Raw genomic sequence first — 18,273 nt, 5'->3', positions numbered from 1 at the left:
CCAGCTCGTGGAGTGACCCCATGAACGCGCTCTTCGCCTCCGCCGCCCTGGGTCTGGTCGCCGCCTGGCCGGCCAGCGGGCTGGGCTGGATGCTCGGCAAGGCCGCCGACCGGCTGACCGACGACCCTTTGACCCGCGCCACGGCCTGGAACCGCGCGGTGGCCCTGCCGCCGACGGTGCTGGGCCTGATGGTCGGGATCGCGGCCCTGCCGAAGGTCGCCACCGATCCGGTCTACCAGGTCGCCTTGGCCTCCAAGACCGTCGCCTCGGCCGGGGCGGCGATGACCGAGGCCTCGGCCCGGGCCCTCTCGGGCATAGACGGCGTCGAGGCGGCGGGCGCGATCCTGATCCTCGGCGCGCTGGGCGGCCTGGCGGTGGCGGGGGTGCGGCAGGGGATCGGCCGGGCGCGTCTGAAGCACATCGTCGCCAAGGCCCGCCCGGCCTCGCAGGATCTGACCCTGGCCGTCCGCGCCGCCGCTCGCCGCCTCGACACCCTCCGTCCCGAGGTCAAGATCAGCGACGACATCGACCAGCCGATGCTGGCCGGCCTCACGACGCCCACGATCCTGCTGCCCGCCGACATGGTCGCGCGGCTGGACGTCCAGCGCCTGGCGCCGATCTGCGCCCACGAGCTGGCCCACCTGAAGCGCGGCGACAACTGGCGGCTGCTGTTCGAGCACCTGCTGGGCGGCCTGCTGTGGATGGTCCCGCCGTTCGCGCTGATCCGCGCCCGCGCCGCCGCCGTGCGCGAGGAACTCAGCGACGCCCTGGCCCTGGACGGCGCCAGCCCCACCGACCGTCGCGGCTATGCCGAGACCCTGATCGAGGTGCTGCGCCACCGCGCCGCGCCCGCCCTGCATCCCGCCTTCACCGGCAAGGGAAGGAAACCCACCGCCATGCGCCTGACAGCCATCACCGATCCCCGCGACCCCGCCAGCTTCGCCCGCCGGACCCTGCTGGGCCTGGCTGGCCTGCTGGCCATGGCCCTGGCCGCCGGAGCCTCGATCGCCCTGGCCCAGCAGGCCGAGCCGCACAGCAACACCCGCACCGTGATCACCGACAACACCAGCGGCCAGTATGTCGACATCCGCTCGGACTATGTGCGGGTGAGCAACGCCGAGCTGATCAATGGCCGGCTGAAGGTTCCTGACGGCCAGACCTCCACCTATCACGGCAATGTCGAGGTGCGCGGCCGTCTGCGCGCCCCGGCGACGATCGTGCTGCTGAACGGCCAGACCCCGCCGCCCGGCTTCGATCCGACCACCCTGCCGCGCGGGGCGATCAGTCAGGTCCAGGTCGTCAACCGGATGGTCAATGACCGCTCGCAGGTGACGCTGAACATCATCATGAAGCCTAGCGTCTAGCCTCGGGACAGCGAAATGACACCGGTGGACAAAGCCTGTGTCGCCCCGCATCTTTGTCCCGATTGAAGGCGACGCCGCAGACCGTCGCCACACCCTCGGGGACGGACATGCTGGACCGCCGACTTCACCGCGCCGCCGGCGCCCTGGCGCTGACCCTGTTCGCAGGACCGGCCTTCGCCCGGGAAGTCCTGGCCTTTCCGGGGGCAGAGGGCGCGGGACGGCTGGCGACCGGCGGCCGGGGCGGCGCGGTGCTCCATGTCACCAACCTGAACGACTCCGGCCCAGGCTCCCTGCGGGCGGCGGTCGAGGCCAAGGGCCCGCGCACGGTGGTCTTCGACGTCGCCGGCACGATCCAGCTCAAGACCCCGCTGAAGATCAGCAACGGACAGATCACCCTCGCCGGCCAGACCGCGCCGGGCGGCGGCGTCACCCTGCGCGACCAGACCCTGATCGTCAGCGCCGACGATGTGGTCATCCGCTTCATCCGCTCGCGCCTGGGGGCCGAGAGCAAGGTCGAGGGCGACGCGATCTGGATTTCGGGCGGCCGGCGGATCATCCTGGACCACGTCTCGGCTAGCTGGTCGGTGGACGAGACCCTGTCGGCCTCGGCCCGCTACGACAAGGCGGGGCAGGGATTCTACGACCTGACCGTCCAGTGGTCGATCATCGCCGAGAGCCTCGCCCACTCGATCCACGTCAAGGGTGACCACGGTTACGGCAGCCTGATCCGGGGCGGCAACGGCAGCCGGATCAGCTTTCACCACAATCTCTGGGCCAACCACATGGCCCGCATGCCGCGCCCCGGAAACTACGAGGGGCCGGACAAGGACCCGATCGGGGCGTTCTTCGATTTCCGCTCGAACGTCTTCTACAACTGGGGTCACGACCGGGCGGGCTACAACGCGGACGCCGCCACGCTGTCGGCCTACAACTTCGTCGACAACGCCTATGTCCCCGGCCCTAACTCGGAGAAGCGCTTCGCCTTCAAGGAAAGCGATGCGCTGGCCAAGGCCTATTTCGCCGGCAACAGCATGGACGGCGTGGTCCCGGCCGATCCGTGGAGCCTGGTGACCTTCACCATTCCAGAGCCCACCGGCTATCGCCTCGTGGCGCCGGTCGAGGTGGCGCCGGTGACGCCCGAGCGCGCCGACAAGGCCTATGCCCGCGTGCTGGCCGACGCCGGCGCCTCGGTCTGGCGCGATCCGGTCGACCGGCGGATCGTCGAGGGCGTGAAAACCCGCACCGGCAAGGTGATCGACACCCAGGCCGAGGTCGGCGGCTGGCCGGTCCTGCCTGCGGGCAAGGCGGCTCTCGACACCGACGGCGACGGCATGCCCGACGCCTGGGAAAAGGCCCACGGCTTCGATCCTCGCAGGGCCGACGGCGCGGCCCTGGCCAAGGACGGCTCGGGCTGGACGAACCTGGAACTCTATATGGCCGACGCAGCCAGACATCGGCGATAGGAAAGACAGCGGGGATAGGACAAGCAGCGTCCGCGCGGCGCGTTCAGGCGGCCAGGCCGCGCGGACGCGCCGGGTCATTCAGCCGGGCTGAGCACCTTGAAGTCGGCCTTGGGACGCGCCGCGTCGCCGGTCTTCACCGTGAAGTCGTAGTCGCTCCAGTAGATCGCGATGATATTCGGCGAGCTGCTGTTGAACGACACGGTGTGGGACTCACGCCGCGAGGAATAGATGCTCAGATAGTAGACGTCGTGGGTCGCGTCCTCGAAGGCCAGGTACATCGAGCCGCTGAAAGCGCCGCTGGGCCCCTGGGCGTCGACGCGAACCTGGTAGCTGTAGAAGCCGGCGTTCGCCAGCAGCTCGATCCCGAACACCGTGCCCTTGTCATTGGCCACGACGCAGTTCTGCGGAGAGTTGCCGTTCACCGTCGCCGATTGGCCCACCTGCATGCCGCCGGCGGCGGTCGCCGTATGGTACTTGCCCCGGTCGGAGCATTCGCCGCAATCACCCGAAAAATTCGCCACACCACCGGTCATTTGCTTCTCCCATCGTTTTTTCGTGAGCGATAGGCGCGCCCCGGTTCCGGGGATCGACGCCGCGCAACAAGGTACCAGTCCTTTTCCGAAATACAACTTAGAAGTTTTTTATAGATTTATTCGATTCAAACGAGCATTCGAGCTTGGGCTTTGGGACCCGCGACTTTGCCGCGCCGCGCGTTTCCGCTAGAAGCCGCCCCATGTCGCACAACACCTTCGGTCACCTGTTCCGCGTCACCACCTGGGGCGAAAGCCACGGCCCGGCGCTCGGCTGCGTCGTCGACGGCGTGCCGCCCGGCATCGCCCTGACGGCCGAGATGATCCAGGCGTTCCTCGACAAGCGCCGCCCCGGCAACGGCAAGTTCGTCACCCAGCGCCAGGAGCCGGACGCGGTGCGCATCCTGTCGGGCGTTTTCGAGGACGAACGCACCGACGGCCAGCGCACCACCGGCACGCCGATCAGCCTGATGATCGAGAACACCGACCAGCGGTCCAAGGACTATGGCGAGATCGCCCAGGCCTTCCGCCCGGGCCACGCCGACTATCCCTATTTCGCCAAGTACGGCGTGCGCGACTATCGCGGCGGCGGGCGCAGTTCGGCGCGCGAGACGGCGGCCCGCGTGGCGGCCGGCGCGGTGGCCCGACTGGTGATCCCCGGCGTGTCCGTTCGCGCCGCCCTGGTGCAGATCGGTCCGCACGCGATCAACCGCGACAACTGGGACTGGACCCAGACCGAGCAGAATCCCTACTGGTCGCCGGACGCAGCGATCATCCCCGTCTGGGAAGAGCACCTGGAGACGATCCGCAAGGCCGGCTCCTCGACCGGGGCCGTGGTCGAGGTCGAGGCCGTCGGCGTGCCCGCCGGCTGGGGCGCGCCGCTGTACGGCAAGCTGGACGCCGAACTCGCCGCCGCCCTGATGTCGATCAACGCCGCCAAGGGCGTCGAGATCGGTGACGGCTTCGCCAGCGCCGCCCTGACCGGCGAGGACAATGCCGACGCCATGCGCCTGGGCGACAACGGTGAGCCGGTGTTCCTGTCCAACCACGCCGGCGGCGTGCTGGGCGGCATCTCGAGCGGCCAGCCGGTGGTGGCGCGCGTGGCCTTCAAGCCGACCTCCTCGATCCTGATCCCGCGCCAGACCCTCAATGAGGCCGGCCAGGAGATCGATCTGCGCACCAAGGGCCGCCACGATCCGTGTGTCGGCATCCGCGGCGTGCCGGTGGTCGAGGCCATGACCGCCTGCGTGCTGGCCGACGCCTTCCTGCGCCATCGCGGCCAGACCGGCGGCCACGTGTTCTCGCCTGGCGAGAGCCGTCCATAGAGCGACCAGCGTTCACAAAACAAGGTTTTGCAACCCTGAGCACTGATTAGGCTCAGCTTTCGAGTTGACGTGCACACGATTGCAGCGGTAAGGCTCGAGCGACGCAGACCCTGACGTGCGGCTAACACACGCCAGGGTTGCGATATGTTGCGCGAAGACGAAGGGGGCTCGGCGCGTGCGGTTCGATCTCCTGAAGATCCTGCTGGTCGACGACAACCAGCACATGCGGATGCTGTTGACCGAGATCCTGCGGGCGATCGGCGTGCGCCATGTTTTCGAAGCCATGGACGGCGCCGAGGCGTTGACGATCCTGCGCTCCACCGCGATCGACGTGGTGTTCACCGACCTGTCGATGAACGGCCTGGACGGCATCGACTTCGTCCAGCTGGTCCGCCAATCGCCCGACAGTCCCAACCCGTTCGTGCCGATCGTCATGATCACCGGCCACTCGACCGAGCGCCGGGTGCATGAGGCCCGCGACGCCGGCGTCAACGAGTTCCTGACCAAGCCGATCACGGCGCGCGGCGTCATCCATCGCCTGACCCTGCTGATCGAGAATCCCCGGCCGTTCGTTCGCGCTGGCGACTATTTCGGCCCCGACCGCCGACGTCGCGACGACCCACGCTACCGGGGCGAACGGCGGCGCGAGGACGACAAGCAGGCGTTCTATGTCGACGACCCGCGGACCGAGCGCGGCCATCCGACGCGGAGAATTTAAACCTTTCGACCGGTAGAAGATGGTGAACAGCGTTTTATGAGCTTCACCATGACCCTCCGCCGCCTCGCGCCCCCTTCCCGCCTCGCGCCCTTGGCCGCCATTCTCACGATGGTCGCGCTCTCCCAGACCGGCTGCCTCGCGGCGGCCGCCGTGGGGACCGTGGCCGGCACGGCGATCGGCGTCACCGGCGCGGTCGTCGGCGGCGCGGGCAAGGCCGTCGTGGCCACCGGCAAGGCGGTGATCCCCGGCGACGGCAAGAAGAACCACGATCGGGACAACGATCGTCGCTAAGACGTAGCGGCCTCAGGGCAGGCCCAGATATTTGTGGGTCTGGACGCTCAGGCGCCATTGCGGATGGGCCAGGCAGTAGGCGACCGCCAGCTGCGTATTGCGGTCACGATCCGGCCCGTCCATCGGCTGCAGATAGAACCGCTCGAAATCCAGGCCCGCGAAGCGCTCCGGCAGGGCCTTGTCCTGCGGATAGACCAGCTTCAGCTCCTGGCCCGAGGTCTGGACCACGGGCGCGTCGGCCTTGGGGCTGACGCAGATCCAGTCGATGCCGGCCGGGGCCTCGATCGTGCCGTTGGTCTCGCAGGCGATCTGGAAGCCGCGCGCGTGCAGGGCTTCGATCGCGGCGTCGTCCAGTTGCAGGAACGGCTCGCCGCCGGTGCAGACCACCAGGCGGTCGTCCGGCCCGCCGGTCCACTGGGCCTCGACCGCCGCCGCCAGGTCCTGCGCCGTGGCGAACTTGCCGCCGTTCTCGCCGTCGGTCCCCACGAAGTCGGTGTCGCAGAAGGTGCAGACGGCCTTGGCCCGGTCCTGCTCGCGGCCGGTCCAAAGGTTGCAGCCGGAGAACCGGCAGAACACCGCCGCCTTGCCCGCCTGGCCGCCCTCACCCTGGAGGGTGAGGAAGATTTCCTTGACGGAATAGGTCATGCCCCCTTCCCCCTTTGATGGGGGAAGGGTTGGGGATGGGGGTGACAGCGCGTCAGGACGGAGCGCGGGCGGAACCGCCGCATCACCCCCACCCTACCCTCCCCCATCAAGGGGGAGGGAGCTGTAGAGCAAATGCTCATTGCGCCGGCGCCTCCTTGGGCAGCGCCTCGCGCCCCGCTGCGTCCCACTCGACATAGCCCTTCGCGCGCAGCTCGCACGCCGGGCAGGTTCCGCAGCCATGGCCCCAGGCGTGCAGCACGCCGCGTTCGCCCTGGTAGCAGGTGTGGCTTTCCTCGATGATCAGTTGGACCAGATCTTCGCCGCCCAGCGTCTTGGCCAGGGCCCAGGTCTGGGCCTTGGTCAGCCACATCAGCGGCGTCTCGACCCGGAAGTTCCGGTCCATGCCGAGGTTCAGCGCGTTCTGCTGGGCGTCCAGCGTGTCGCGGCGACAGTCGGGATAGCCCGAGAAGTCGGTCTCGCACATCCCGCCGACCAGGGCGTCGACGCCCCGGCGGTCGGCCAGGGCTGCGGCGTAGATCAGGAACACCAGGTTGCGGCCCGGCACGAAGGTCGAGGGCAGGCCGCGCTCGGTCATCTCGATGGCGCGGTCGGCGGTCAGGGCCGACTGGGCCACCTGGCCGAAGCTCCGGATGTCGAGGACGTGGTCTTCACCGAGGCGGTCGGCCCATTGCGGGAAGCGGGCGGCCACCTCGCGGCGCACGGCCTGGCGGGCGTCCATCTCGATGGAGTGGCGCTGGCCATAGTCGAAGCCGACCGTCTCGACGCGCTCATAGCGCTCGAGGGCCCAGGCGAGGCAGACGCTGCTGTCCTGGCCGCCGGAGAACAGGACAAGCGCGCCAGTGGCGGTGTTCGGGCTCATGCGAGCCTCTCAAGGTGTAAAAGGGGGAACATGGCCCCTCCTCTACACGAGGCAAGGCCAAGCCGGAACCGCCGGGGCGGGATCGCGGGCGCGGACAGCCGACTCACGCGATACTCGATCCACGAACATGGACGAAGTCTTTCGCCCACGAACCATAGCCATATCTCGCTGCTGCGAGATATTTTCACCGCCACCGGCGTCGAGTTCCGTTACGGAAGCTCCAAACCCGATCTTCTAATTCGATGGAAGCTTACCCGCATCAGGAGAACACCACCTCCCGGAAAGTGAAAAGGCGTAACCTATCGCTGTTCACTTACGCATCGGCCAGTTGACAGCTTTCAAACGCAAGTATGCAATCTCAGAATGCTGCGATGGGCTCGCCGTAAGCCCGCGTAGTGAGAACAGTACGGCGCCGAGGAAACACCGACCCTCGCAGGCTCCACCCATAAGGCGCCGCTGCGGGTCCAGGGAGGGAATTCAATGTCGCAAACTCTGCGTATGCGGAGCCTATTGATCATGGGCGCTTCTGCGGTCGCGATCTCCGGCTTCGCCGTCCCCGCGTTCGCTCAACAGGCCGCCAAGCCGGCCCAGGGCTCCACCGTCATCGAAGAGCTGGTCGTCACCGCCCAGAAGAAAGAAGAAGCGCTGCAGGACGTGCCGATCGCCGTGTCGGCGTTCAGCCAGGACTCGCTTGAAGCCCAGAAGATCGACGGCGGTCCCAACCTTCAGCAGGCGATCCCGAACGTCACCTTCGCCAAGAGCAATTTCACCAACAGCTTCAACTTCCAGATCCGCGGCATCGGGGCCAAGGCCGTCGGCGCCTCGGCCGACCAGGGCGTCGGCGTCCACCTGAACAACGCACCGATGCAGTCGGGCAACCTGTTCGAGGCCGAGTTCTACGACGTGGAGCGCGTCGAAGTGCTGCGCGGCCCGCAGGGCACCCTCTACGGCCGCAACGCCACCGGCGGCGTGGTCAATGTCATCACCGCCAAGCCGACCGACCAGTTCGAGGCCAATGTCCGGGCCGAATACGGCAACTACAATTCGATCAAGCTGCGCGGCATGGTCAACGTGCCGATCTTCGGCGACAAGCTGGCCGTCCGCCTGTCGGGTGCCTCGCTGAAGCGCGACGGCTTCGTCACCAACACCTTCAACAATCACGTCGTCGACGACCGGGACCTCTATTCGACCCGCGTCCAGGTGATGTTCAATCCGACTGACAAGCTGCGCACCAACTTCCTGTGGGAACGCTTCCACGAGAACGACAACCGCGCGCGCACCGGCAAGCAGCTATGCACCAAGGACAACGGCCCGGCCACGGTCGGCGGCGTGCCGACCGGCGCGGCGCGCGGCTTCCTGACCCAGGGCTGTCTGCCGGCCTCGCTGTACGGCTCCAGCGCCTACGGCACGGTCAACACCTCGGGCACCCTGACGGGCCTGCTGGGCAACATCTTCGGCTTCACCTCGGGCGACACCAACCTGGGTGACACCACCTCGACGAACCTGCGCGAGATCGAGACGGCGCTGGATCCGCTCTACCGCTCGGGCTCGAACGTCTACCAGCTGACCCTGGCCTACGACCTGACCGACGAGCTGACGGCCACCTCGATGACCGCCTACAGCAAGGGCAGCGTCTATACGAAGCAGGACTACAACCGGAACGTCTCGCCGGTCGCCTTCAACAACACGCCCTTCACGCCGGGCGGCTTCTTCAACGACCCGCAGGTCGGCAACACCAACAAGTTCACGACGATCGACGTCTCGTCGGGCCGCTCGGAACAGTTCAGCCAGGAACTTCGCCTGCAGTCGGCCTATGCCGGCCCGCTGAACTTTACCGTCGGCGCCATCCACTTCACCTACCGGACGCTGACCGACTACTACGTGATCGGCAACTCGCTGACCCTGTCGTCGCTGGCGCTGAACGCCTCCAAGGGCCTGTCGCCCACCTGCAACCCGGCGACCACCGCCAACTGCATCGGCATCGACACGGCGGCCGACCCGACCGGCGACGGCCACAACTACTATGACAACCGCACGCCCTACACCCTGGTGTCGGACGCGGTCATGGGCGAGGTTTACTATCAGCTGAACGACGACCTGAAGTTCACCCTGGGCCTGCGCCAGACCCGCGACAAGAAGGCGGTCAAGAACTACTCGACCGTGCTGCTGGCCCCTGGCTACGGCCTGACCCTGAACCCGACCAATCCTGACCAGCGCGCCCGCTTCAGCGAGACCACGGGCCGCGTCGGCTTCGACTACAAGGCCCATCTGGGCTTTACCGACGACACCCTGCTCTATGCCTTCTATTCCAAGGGCTACAAGGGCGGCGGCATCAATCCGGGCGTTCCGGCGGGCGCGGTCGGCATCAGCCAGACCTTCGATCCCGAATTCGTCAACGCCATCGAGATCGGCGCCAAGAACACCCTGGCCGGCGGCAGTGTTCTGATCAACGCCACGGGCTTCTCGTACGACTACAAGGGCTATCAGATCTCCAAGATCGTGAACCGCACCTCGGTGAACGAGAACGTCGACGCCAAGGTCTACGGCTTCGAGCTGGAAAGCATCTGGTCGCCGGTGCGGAACCTGAAGCTGAACGCCAATATCGGCTACCTGCACACCAAGATCGGCAACGGCGTCACCTCGATCGACACGATGAACCGGACCCAGTCCAACTCTGCCTATACGGTCGTGAAGGTGGGTCCGAACGCCTCGTCCGTCGGCGCCAACTGCGTGCTGGCCAGCGCCGGCGTCGCCACCATCCTGGGCGCCGGGGCCGGGGGCACCCTGCCCTGGGCCTGCTCGGGCGCGGCGGCCTATCAGGCCTTCCTTTCGGCCCCGGCCGCGGCCGGCGGCGCGGGCCTCCCCGCCCCCACGGCGGCGTTCCTGGCCAACGCCACGGGCCTCTACACCTACGGGGCCGGCTACTCGATCGAAGGCACGGCGGCGAACCTGTCGGGCAACGAGCTGCCCAACTCGCCGCACTGGACCACCTCTATCGGCGCCCAGTACCGCTTCGACCTGCCCTCCGGCTGGTCGGCCACCCTGCGCGGCGACTACTACCGCCAGAGCCAGCAGTTCGCTCGGGTCTACAACACCGAGTACGACCGCCTGAAGTCGTGGGACAACGGCAACCTCACCCTGAAGCTCGAAAAGGCGGAATGGGGTGTCTCGATCGACGCCTATGTGAAGAACATCGGCAACAAGACGCCGATCGTCGACGCCTACACCACCGACGACAGCTCCGGCCTGTTCACCAATGTGATAACCGCCGAGCCGCGCCTCTACGGCGTGTCGATCTCCAAGTCCTGGTAAGTCCAGTTAAGCAAGAAAATGGAGGGGGCGTCGGGTCATCCGACGCCCCTTTCTCGTCCCGCGCCTAGGGGGCTGGCGGAAAGATGAGCGATTTCCCGCGATTACCACGCCGTCGCCGCGCCCAACTTAACGACTCCGCAAGGCGAGCCGGGGCAAGTTGGAGCTCCAAATCCCAGCGAAGCGCCGCATGGACACGCTTTACCGCCTGATCGATCTGAGCGACCCAATCGCCCCCGGCGCCGCCTGCGCCGAGGTCGCCGCGATGTTCGACGCCGATCCGGCCCTGTCGGCGATCGCGGTCGTCGAGGCCGGGACGCCCGTCGGCCTGATCTATCGCGACGTACTCCAGGGCATGATGCGGGTGGCCGCAGAGACCCTGGCCGACAAGCCGGTTTCCCAGGTCATGGACGCCACGCCGCGCATTGTCGCGGCGGCCTCCGACTCCAACAGCTTCGTCAACGCCCTGGCCGACAGCCCCACGCCCGTCTTCCGCACCGCCTATATCGCCGTGGACGAGGCCGGCCGCTATGTCGGCGTCGGCGGCCTCGGCTCGCTGCTCGCCTCTCACCGTCGCCGCCAACGCGACGCCAGCGACGCCATGGGCCTGGTCGAGCGCATGGCCGTCGACATCGGCGCCCACCTGGACGGCGTCCTCGCCATCACCGAACGCCTCGAGCAGCAGCGCCTGACCCCCGACGCCTCGGCGTTCGTGCGCGCCATCGGCGACACCAGCCGCGACATGAGCGCGACGCTGAGCCGGGCCATCGACCTGCACCGCTCAAGCCAGGGCCAACTGCTCTTCACCCCGACCCCGACCCGCCTGCGCGATCTGGCCGACGCCGTCGAAGCGCGCTGGGCCGAACGCGCCCACGAGGGCGGCTCCACCCTGCTGGTCTCCTATGACGGCGATCCCGAGTGTGGGGTCGAGGTCGATGGCGAGCGCCTGCTGCAGGTGTTCGACATCCTGATCGAGAACGCCCTGGCCGCCGGCCGCGGCATGATCGAGGCCCGCCTGACGGCCCGCTGCCAAGGCGACCATGTCCAACTGGACGGCCTGGTGCGCGACAATACCGAGGGCCACGCCGACGAGCGCCTGCCCCTCATCGGCGACCCGCTGGGCACGACCAGCCAGCAGGACCGCAACGAGATGGCCCTGGGCGTGGGTCTGGCCCTGGCTCACCGCGTCCTGCGCGCCATGGGCGGTCCTCTGCACGCCGAGGCCAATCGCGGCTCGGGCCTGACCGTCGGCTTCGGCCTGACGCTCGCCCCCGCCGCCACCGAAGCCGAGGTCCATGAGGACCAGGCCGTCGCCAGCCGCGCCGCCCACATCCTGATCGTCGACGACAACGCCACCAACCGCATGGTCGCCGAGGCGCTGTGCGACATGTTCGAGTGCACCTCGGAACAGGCGGTCGATGGCGTCGAGGCGGTCGAGATGGCCAAGAGCGGCCGCTTCGACCTGGTGCTGATGGACATAAAGATGCCGCGCATGGACGGCATCGCCGCCACCCGCGCCATCCGCGAAGTGGGCGGTCGCGTCGGCGGCGTGCCGATCGTGGCCCTGACCGCCAACGCCGATCCGGCCGACGTCCAGACCTATATCGCCGCCGGCATGCAGGACGTGGTCGAAAAGCCGATCAAGCCCGAGCGCCTGGCCACCGTGCTAAGCGCCCTGCTGGGCGGAGACGAAGACGAAGGCGGCGAGGAAGCCGCGGCCTAAAAGGCGGCCTCCCGACTTTTCCCGCGACAATTGGAAACCGGTTTCCGCCGCTACCCTGGATAGCACACACTTGGCGCCGAGGCGTATCCAAGCCTAGCCTCGCTTCTCGCGTGAGTACGGAGCGGCGTGCGTGCTGAATACGGCGGAACAACAGGCTTGGGCGTTTCTCAGCCAGGCGCCGCACCTGGGCTCGGCCCATGAGGTCGAGACCCATTTCGCCCAGGCGATCGGGGCCTTCGGCTACGACCGGTTCTGCGCCACCCTGGTCAATGCCGAGCACTACGGCAAGGAGCCGCCCACGCTGAGCCGTCGGGACTTCGACGGCTGGGACCAGCGCTACTGGAGCGAGCGCTACGTGGTCCACGATCCGTGCGTGAAGCTGCTGCTGAAATCGCCCCGCTCGTTCGCCTGGACCGACGCCAAGCCGCTGGGCGACGGCCGAGCCCAGTCCATGTGGGGCGAGGCCTCGGAGCTGGGCATGAACGACGGCTATGTCGTGCGCGTCTTCGGCCCGGCCGGCCAGGAAGTGCTGATCCGCATGTCGACCGAGGCGCGGGACACCGATCCGACCGCGCGCGCCGTCATCGACAGCCTGGCCACGGTGTTCGGCACGATCATGCTCAAGCACTGGGAAATGCAGGACGACAATCCCGGCTACGGGATCATCTCCGAACGCCAGGCTCAGTGCCTCTACTGGGCCAGTCGCGGCAAGACCGACTGGGAGATCGGCGCGATCCTGGAGTTGTCGCCGCGGACGGTCCACCACCACATCGAGGCCGCCAAGAAACGCCTGGGCGTGGTCAAGCGCCAGGAGGCCGTGCTGAAGGCCGGAGAGCTGGGCCTGCTCAGCAAGCTCTGATCCAGACCCCCGCCGCCCTGGCAAGCATCCTCCGCGCGCATGACCTAGGCCTTTTGGCCTATCGTGCGCCGATTGGATCATGTCCCCTAATGCCGGCCGTCCAAGCCAGTAAGGGGGCCGGCCATGATCCACATCATCACTTCCGAGAACCGTCATCTCTACGGCCCGCAGCTGTGGGCCATGCACGAGGAGCGTCGGCGCCAGTGCGTCGAGAAGAACGGCTGGGTCGACCTGGTCGTGCTGGAGGGCGGCGAGATCGACGACTATGACGACCACCGCGCCATTTATCTGCTGGGTTTCAACGACGCCCTAGAGCTGGAAGTCGGCCTGCGCCTGCGGCCCACCGACGACCGCTGCATGCTGGCCGACAAGTTCGCCCACCTGATCGCGCCGGGCGAAACGCCCAAGAAGGGTGCCGACGTCTGGGAGGCCTCCCGCCTGTTCACCACCGAGGTCTATCGCAAGCGCAAAGGCCCGGGTCGCGGCGAGCGCGTGTTCGAGTGCTGGGCCGCCGCCTTCGAGCTGGCCCTGCGCCACGGCGTGACCCGCTTCGTCGGCATGATCGACATGCAGCTCTATCCGGGAATCCTGAACTCGCCGATCGACACCCGCCTGGTTGGCGTTCCCCGTCCCTACGCCTACGGCGTGGTCGCCGGATCCGAGATCGCCGTTTCGCGGGATTTGCTGGATCGCGTGCTGGAAGCGATCGGCCGGGAGTCGCCGATCGGCTACGAAATCGACGCCCTGGACTTGATGGCGTTCGGCGATCTGGCCTCGGTGCAGCGGCAGGTGACCCGGGCCATGACGCCGCAGCTCTCCGCCGGCGCCCCGCGCGACGAGACCCTGGCGGCCGAGACCTTGTTCCGGTTGCATGACAACAGCGGCGAGGCGCGGCGCATCTGGAACGGCCGCGCAGGCGGGTCGCGCCTTCAAGCCTAGGATTTGCGGCGTGCGGCGATGGTCGGACTGTGGTCTACTCGCGCGTGACGGCAGCGGATCGCTCTTCGGTTGGCGGCGAATCGTCCGCTCGGCGACTAATCTTCCCCGGATCGGGAGGCTAGCTAAGCCATCGCGACGTAACGCCGCGCCATGAACGCCCCAGCTTCCGCCGACGTTACGGTCGTGTCATTTTCCCCGAACAACCGTTGGAGGCGGAAAACAGATGAGCGAAGAAACCGAAGGCCGACGCCCCAACCCTGTCGACCTGCACGTGGGCGGCCGTGTCCGCATGCGTCGCAAGCTGCTTGGCGTGAGCCAGGAACAGCTGGCCGACAGCTTGGGCCTGACCTTCCAACAGGTGCAGAAGTACGAACGCGGCGCCAATCGCGTCAGCGCCAGCAAGCTGTACGAGATCGCCAAGACCCTTCAGGTCCCGGTCTCGTTCTTCTTCGACGGCCTGGCCGATCCGATGAGCGGCGCGGAAGTCGATGACGCCGCCCAACACGCCGAAAAGGTGGTCCAGGAGTTCCTGACCACGCCGGAAGGCCTGGAACTGGCCGAGGTGTTCCCGCGCATCGGCCGCGGCCGCGTCCGTCGCCAGGTTCTGGACCTGGTGCGCGCGATGGCCGACGAAGCCTCTCGCGAAACCGCCTGAGGCCAAGCGCGCTCCGCTCAAGCGCGCCCCTCTCTAGCGACACATGAGAAGACCTCGGCTGGGGGGCCGAGGTCTTTTTCATATCCGGAGCACTTCTGTCTTAACGCGGAAAATAGCCTAGCCGGTTGGCGCGTCCGATTGCGATGCCAACCAGATTCGCTTGGCGGCGCCCGCGACAGCGGGGGTGAGGCCCCGCAGGTCGTAGGTCTTGGTGATGCGCACGCCGATCTCGCGATCCCGTTGCCAGGCCACCGTCACGTCGTGGGCCAGGCCGGCCACCAGATCGACCAATTGCGCCTTTGCCGGCGGGGCGGCGCCGGACAGCATCTGGATGCGCACGCCGCTGCTCGACAGGTCCCTGATCACGCAGTCCCACGCGAACGCGCCGCACAGGATCTTGCCCGACCGGTGTGTCTGGATACGGACGGTTGTCCGTCGATCTTGTTCGCCGCCTGACGCGTACTTCGCCATGCGGGGATAAACGCACGCCGCGGTTAATCGGCCGTCTAAATTTAGGATTTTAGTCGTAAAGGTTAACGCGAGGAGGCGCCGCGCCAGTATCGCCCGCTTGGCGTGCGCACGATGACAGCCCTGTCATTATGCAACCTCGCGACGCTAGGCGCATTTCGTGGAACAATGTTACCGGTACAATAGGCGCGCACGGATAAAAGCCGGCGCAAGAGGAAACGACCCATGGCGAAAGGCTCGGTGCTTCTGGCCGACGTGAACGGCCGCGACCTGGCGGTGGCCGTGGTCCGTCCCGGCGATCCTCCGCGTGATCATCGCGAACTGCCCTGCGCCTCGCTGCGCGAGCTGGAGCAGCATCTGACCGAGACCCTGGGTGGACGCAGCGACCTGATCGGCGCGGCGATCTGTGGGGCGGGTCCCGAGATCGACGGCGCGATCGCGCTGACAGCGGGCGACTTCACCGTCACGCAATCCTGGCTGCGGGCCGTGCTGAAGACCCCGCGCGTGGCCCTGCTCAACGACTTCGCCGCCTGCGCCCTCGGCGCGCCGCGCCTGTCACCCTCGGCCATGACCGTGATCCGCGACGGCAAGCCGGCCAAGGCCGCCCAGATCGCCGTGATCGGTCCCAATCTCGGCCTCGGCGTCGCCGCCCTCACGCCGCACCGACTCGACGGCTGGACGCCCGTGGTCAGCGAGGGCGGCCACGTCGACTTCATGCCCGGCGAGCCGCGCGAGGTTCCGGTCTTCGACGCCCTGCAGGCCAAGTACGGCCGCGTCTCGGTGGAGCACTTCCTGTCGCAGGCGGGCCTGGTCGACATCCACGCCGCCCTCCGGCCGACGAACGTGAGCGGCGGCGAGGTCGACGGCGACGATCTGATCCTGTCGCGCGCCCGCGACGGCGACGCCCTGGCGCGCGAAGCCCTGTCGATCTTCAGCGGCTTGCTCGGGGCCTTCGCGGGCGACGCGGCCCTGATGTTCGCCGCACGCGGCGGGATCTACATCAACAGCCCGCTGACGGAGCGCGTCGATAGCCTGCTCGACACCGCCGCCTTTGGCCGCCGGTTCGAGGACAAGGGGCGGATGAGCGGTTACCTGAAGGACATCCCGGTCTATCTGACGCGCGGACGCTGCACCTTGCTGGGCCTGTCGGGGCTCTTCACGGCGAGCGACATGAAATACGCGGCCAACGAGGTGAAGTTTCTGGACTGCTAGAGCATTTTCCGACGAAGTGGGCACCGGTTCGTCGTCAGAAAATGCGTTAAAACAGAGACCTAGAGCATTTCACCGATCCAGTTGGATCGGAAAATGCTCTAGGCCAGCGCCTCCACCCGCACAGCTTCCAGCGCCCCTTCCAGATCCTCAAGGATATCGGCCACGTCCTCGAGACCGACCGAAAGCCGCACCAGTCCCTCGCCGATGCCCGCCGCCGCGCGCTCTTCGGGCGAATAGGGCGAGTGGGTCATGCTGGCTGGATGCTGGATCAGGGTCTCGGCGTCGCCCAGCGACACGGCCCGGCGGATCATCGACAGGCGGTTCATCATTGCGACCCCGGCCGTATGGCCGCCCTTCAGTTCGAAGGCGATCATGCCGCCGCCGGCGCGCATCTGGCGTTCGGCCAAGGCGTACTGCGGAAAGCTCCGCAGACCCGGATAGAACACCCGCGCGACGGCCGGATGCGCCTCCAGCGAGCGCGCGACCGCCGCCCCGCTCTCGCTGTGGCGCGCCATGCGCAGCGCCAGGGTCTTCAGGCCCCGCATCACCAGGAAGGCGGTGAACGGCGACATCACCGCGCCGGTCATGTCCTTGACGCCCACCAGCCGCACGCGGGCCATGTCCTCGACGCCGCCGACGGCGATACCGCCCACTAGATCGCCGTGGCCGCCCAGATACTTGGTCGCCGAGTGGACGACGATGTCCGCGCCCAGGGCGAGCGGCCTGGTCAGGACCGGCGTGGCGTAGGTGTTGTCGACCACCACCTTGGCGCCGGCGTCGCGGGCGATCCGGCTGATCGCGGCGATGTCCACCAGGCGCATGTTCGGATTGGCAGGGGTCTCGAAATAGACGATCCGGGTCTTGTTCGAGATCGCCCCGGCCAGGGCTTCGGGCCGGGTCATGTCGACCGTCCGCACCGTCACGCCGAACCGGGTCAGGCCGTCGCGCAGGAAGGCGAAGGTGCAGCCATAGAGCGTCTGGTCGGTGATGACCTCGTCGCCGGCCCGCAGGAAGCTCCACAGCGTGGCGGTGATCGCCCCCATGCCCGAGGCCGTGGCGACGGCCGCCTCGCCGCCCTCCAGGCTGGCCAGGCGGCGCTCCAGCAGATCGGTCGTCGGGTTGGAGATCCGCGAATAGAAGTGGCCCTCCCGCGTGCCGGCGAACATCTCGCCGCCGGCCTCGGCGCTCTCGAACGCGAAGGTCGAGGTCAGGTGCACGGGCGGCGTCAGCGCCCCGTGCTCGTCGGCGGGATCGTAGCCCGCATGGATCGCCCGCGTGGAAAAGCCGCCGTGGTCGTTGCGCATGTCTCACTCCCTGTCACGCGAGAGTGGCGCGAAGCTGGACGGCGCGGATTGCGAAGTCTGCTACAATGGCCTTCAGTTTTGGCAGATTCTGCTCAAGAGACGCCTCATGGACACCAAGGACCGCCAGATCATCCGCGAGCTGCAGAAGGACGGCCGCCTGACGAACCAGGAGCTGGCCGAGCGGGTGAACCTGTCGCCCTCCCCTTGCCTGCGCCGGGTGCGCAACCTGGAGGCCGAGGGGGTCATCACCGGCTACACGGCCCTAGTCGACCAGAAGGCCTACGGCCTGCCCATCACCGTCTTCGTCCGCGTACGCCTCAACAGTCCCAGCCAGGACCTGATCACCGGCTTCGAGGCCCAGGTGCAGCGCATCGACCAGATCCTGGACTGCTTTCTGCTGGCCGGCAGCGACGACTATCTGCTGCGGGTGATCGTCGACAGCCTGGAGGCCTATGAGGCCTTCATGCGGCGCAAGCTGCACGCCATCCCCGGCATCGCCTCGATCGACACCAGCTTCGCCTATGGCGTGGTCAAGCAAACGCGGGTGTTCCCGGTGGCGGGCTGAGCCCGCCTACCTCAGGGTGCGGC

Annotated in this window: 17 protein-coding genes; 12 read left to right on the top strand and 5 right to left on the bottom strand. The window is 67.6% G+C overall.

Going from position 1 to position 18,273, the window contains the following annotated elements:
• Positions 1-20 precede the first annotated feature (20 nt).
• Together CSW62_RS03695 and CSW62_RS03690 are read left to right on the top strand one after the other, a co-directional pair.
• Entirely contained in the window at positions 21-1,364 is a 1,344-nt protein-coding gene (locus CSW62_RS03695) for a M56 family metallopeptidase (protein ID WP_099575845.1), read from the top strand.
• 107 nt (positions 1,365-1,471) lie between these two features.
• The gene (locus CSW62_RS03690) at positions 1,472-2,827 is read left to right on the top strand and encodes a pectate lyase (protein WP_099582160.1); all 1,356 of its coding nucleotides are present in this window, start codon (positions 1,472-1,474) and stop codon (positions 2,825-2,827) included.
• A gap of 74 nt (positions 2,828-2,901) precedes the next feature.
• On the opposite strand, the gene CSW62_RS03685 is transcribed toward CSW62_RS03690, so the two are convergent.
• Entirely contained in the window at positions 2,902-3,360 is a 459-nt protein-coding gene (locus CSW62_RS03685; RefSeq protein WP_099575844.1) for a hypothetical protein, read from the bottom strand.
• 200 nt (positions 3,361-3,560) lie between these two features.
• On the opposite strand from CSW62_RS03685, the gene aroC reads away from it, so the two are divergent.
• The 3 genes from aroC to CSW62_RS03670 all read left to right on the top strand — a co-directional run bounded on the left by aroC (position 3,561) and on the right by CSW62_RS03670 (position 5,691).
• A complete protein-coding gene (aroC, locus tag CSW62_RS03680; protein WP_099575843.1) occupies positions 3,561-4,682 on the top strand; it encodes a chorismate synthase in 1,122 nt (373 codons plus the stop codon).
• Positions 4,683-4,857: 175 nt separating this feature from the next.
• On the top strand, positions 4,858-5,400 hold the full coding sequence (locus CSW62_RS03675; RefSeq protein ID WP_099575842.1) for a response regulator: 543 nt from the start codon (positions 4,858-4,860) through the stop codon (positions 5,398-5,400).
• Between the two features lie 48 nt (positions 5,401-5,448).
• Positions 5,449-5,691 carry a hypothetical protein gene (locus tag CSW62_RS03670; protein WP_099582159.1) on the top strand — a complete coding sequence of 81 codons (243 nt, stop codon included), beginning with the start codon at positions 5,449-5,451 and terminating at the stop codon, positions 5,689-5,691.
• Between the two features lie 12 nt (positions 5,692-5,703).
• On the opposite strand, the gene queE is transcribed toward CSW62_RS03670, so the two are convergent.
• Complete coding sequence (queE, locus tag CSW62_RS03665; protein WP_099575841.1) at positions 5,704-6,336, bottom strand: 7-carboxy-7-deazaguanine synthase; 633 nt, start codon at positions 6,334-6,336, stop codon at positions 5,704-5,706.
• Between the two features lie 136 nt (positions 6,337-6,472).
• On the bottom strand, positions 6,473-7,216 hold the full coding sequence (gene queC / locus CSW62_RS03660; RefSeq protein WP_099575840.1) for a 7-cyano-7-deazaguanine synthase QueC: 744 nt from the start codon (positions 7,214-7,216) through the stop codon (positions 6,473-6,475).
• A gap of 480 nt (positions 7,217-7,696) precedes the next feature.
• Between queC and CSW62_RS03655 the strand changes: the two genes are divergently transcribed.
• The 5 genes from CSW62_RS03655 to CSW62_RS03635 all read left to right on the top strand — a co-directional run bounded on the left by CSW62_RS03655 (position 7,697) and on the right by CSW62_RS03635 (position 14,701).
• Positions 7,697-10,528 (top strand): TonB-dependent receptor, encoded by a 2,832-nt coding sequence (locus tag CSW62_RS03655; protein ID WP_099575839.1) that lies wholly within the window; start codon positions 7,697-7,699, stop codon positions 10,526-10,528.
• 187 nt (positions 10,529-10,715) lie between these two features.
• A complete protein-coding gene (locus CSW62_RS03650) occupies positions 10,716-12,248 on the top strand; it encodes a response regulator (RefSeq protein ID WP_099575838.1) in 1,533 nt (510 codons plus the stop codon).
• Between the two features lie 130 nt (positions 12,249-12,378).
• Positions 12,379-13,107, top strand: coding sequence for a LuxR family transcriptional regulator (locus CSW62_RS03645; RefSeq protein ID WP_099575837.1), 729 nt, complete (start codon positions 12,379-12,381; stop codon positions 13,105-13,107).
• A gap of 123 nt (positions 13,108-13,230) precedes the next feature.
• Positions 13,231-14,046 (top strand): acyl-homoserine-lactone synthase, encoded by an 816-nt coding sequence (locus tag CSW62_RS03640; protein ID WP_099575836.1) that lies wholly within the window; start codon positions 13,231-13,233, stop codon positions 14,044-14,046.
• Positions 14,047-14,269: 223 nt separating this feature from the next.
• Entirely contained in the window at positions 14,270-14,701 is a 432-nt protein-coding gene (locus CSW62_RS03635; protein ID WP_099575835.1) for a helix-turn-helix domain-containing protein, read from the top strand.
• Between the two features lie 117 nt (positions 14,702-14,818).
• Here CSW62_RS03635 and CSW62_RS03630 read toward each other — a convergent pair whose 3' ends face one another.
• On the bottom strand, positions 14,819-15,172 hold the full coding sequence (locus CSW62_RS03630) for a PilZ domain-containing protein (RefSeq protein WP_099575834.1): 354 nt from the start codon (positions 15,170-15,172) through the stop codon (positions 14,819-14,821).
• Between the two features lie 222 nt (positions 15,173-15,394).
• Between CSW62_RS03630 and CSW62_RS03625 the strand changes: the two genes are divergently transcribed.
• The gene (locus CSW62_RS03625; protein WP_099575833.1) at positions 15,395-16,381 is read left to right on the top strand and encodes a glucokinase; all 987 of its coding nucleotides are present in this window, start codon (positions 15,395-15,397) and stop codon (positions 16,379-16,381) included.
• 98 nt (positions 16,382-16,479) lie between these two features.
• Here CSW62_RS03625 and CSW62_RS03620 read toward each other — a convergent pair whose 3' ends face one another.
• Positions 16,480-17,685, bottom strand: a complete 1,206-nt coding sequence (locus CSW62_RS03620) for a methionine gamma-lyase (RefSeq protein ID WP_099575832.1) — start codon at positions 17,683-17,685, stop codon at positions 16,480-16,482.
• 106 nt (positions 17,686-17,791) lie between these two features.
• On the opposite strand from CSW62_RS03620, the gene CSW62_RS03615 reads away from it, so the two are divergent.
• On the top strand, positions 17,792-18,250 hold the full coding sequence (locus CSW62_RS03615) for an Lrp/AsnC family transcriptional regulator (RefSeq protein WP_099575831.1): 459 nt from the start codon (positions 17,792-17,794) through the stop codon (positions 18,248-18,250).
• Positions 18,251-18,273: the final 23 nt, after the last annotated feature.

Origin of the sequence: Caulobacter sp. FWC2, from assembly GCF_002742625.1 — a bacterium.
Taxonomy (GTDB): domain Bacteria; phylum Pseudomonadota; class Alphaproteobacteria; order Caulobacterales; family Caulobacteraceae; genus Caulobacter.
The sequence above is the reverse complement of the archived record's forward strand: the minus strand, read 5'-3'. Positions and strand labels throughout refer to the sequence as shown.